The organism is Megasphaera cerevisiae DSM 20462, assembly GCF_001045675.1.
Classification (GTDB): Bacteria; Bacillota; Negativicutes; order Veillonellales; family Megasphaeraceae; genus Megasphaera; species Megasphaera cerevisiae.
Map to the genome: position 1 here is coordinate 1 of NZ_LEKT01000156.1, position 687 is coordinate 687.

The 687-nt window shown below is 38.6% G+C and carries 1 protein-coding gene; it reads left to right on the forward strand.

Features of this window, described 5'->3' with window-relative positions:
- Positions 1-548: hypothetical protein (locus AB840_RS15510; RefSeq protein WP_048515705.1), on the forward strand; the 548-nt coding region annotated here is incomplete at its 5' end.
- Between the last annotated feature and the right edge of the window lie 139 nt (positions 549-687).

A 687-nucleotide genomic window follows, 5' to 3' on the forward strand; every position in this document is an offset into this window, starting at 1 on the left:
GTGACGCACAGTGGAAATTATTAGCTGAACATTTAGAGTTAGGTAAAACAGCTATCTTCAAATATAAGAAACTAATCAAGATCAAAACTGAAGAAAAGGACGCACTTTATGCGTTAGGGGATATCTTCACGTTGAATCAACTAAACACTGTCATTGAGCTATTTAACGACGCTATAGAACACCCTGAAAAGTATAAAAAACCGAAGAAAAAATCTGACGTCGATTTAAAAGCACAAGCTGACGTAATACAAAAACATACGAAAGATATGAATATGGATTATTTAGGTTATCAAGCTAAGCCGACGGCAAGGAAAGAGAAAGCCGAAATAGAAACCGAAAACAAAACAGATAAACGGGCTCAAACCCCTACCAAATCAGAAGTTATCGCTAAACATAATGCTGAGCGTAAGGCGATGAAAGAAGAAATAGAAGTTTTGCCTAAAGATAGCCAAGAGCGAATGGAAAAAGAACGAGCGTATAAGCAATCAGAAGGCGATAGAATCGCTGAATTTTGGGACGCACAAAAGCGAGAACAGGAAGATAAGTAGGAGTGAATAGCGATGGCTAAGGTATGGAGATACACAATCAAGTTACCACCTATGGGGACACCGAGACCTCGTACAAGACGTTTAGATGATGGGCGTACTATCACGTATTATGATCAGTCTTATAGTGATTATTTAGACG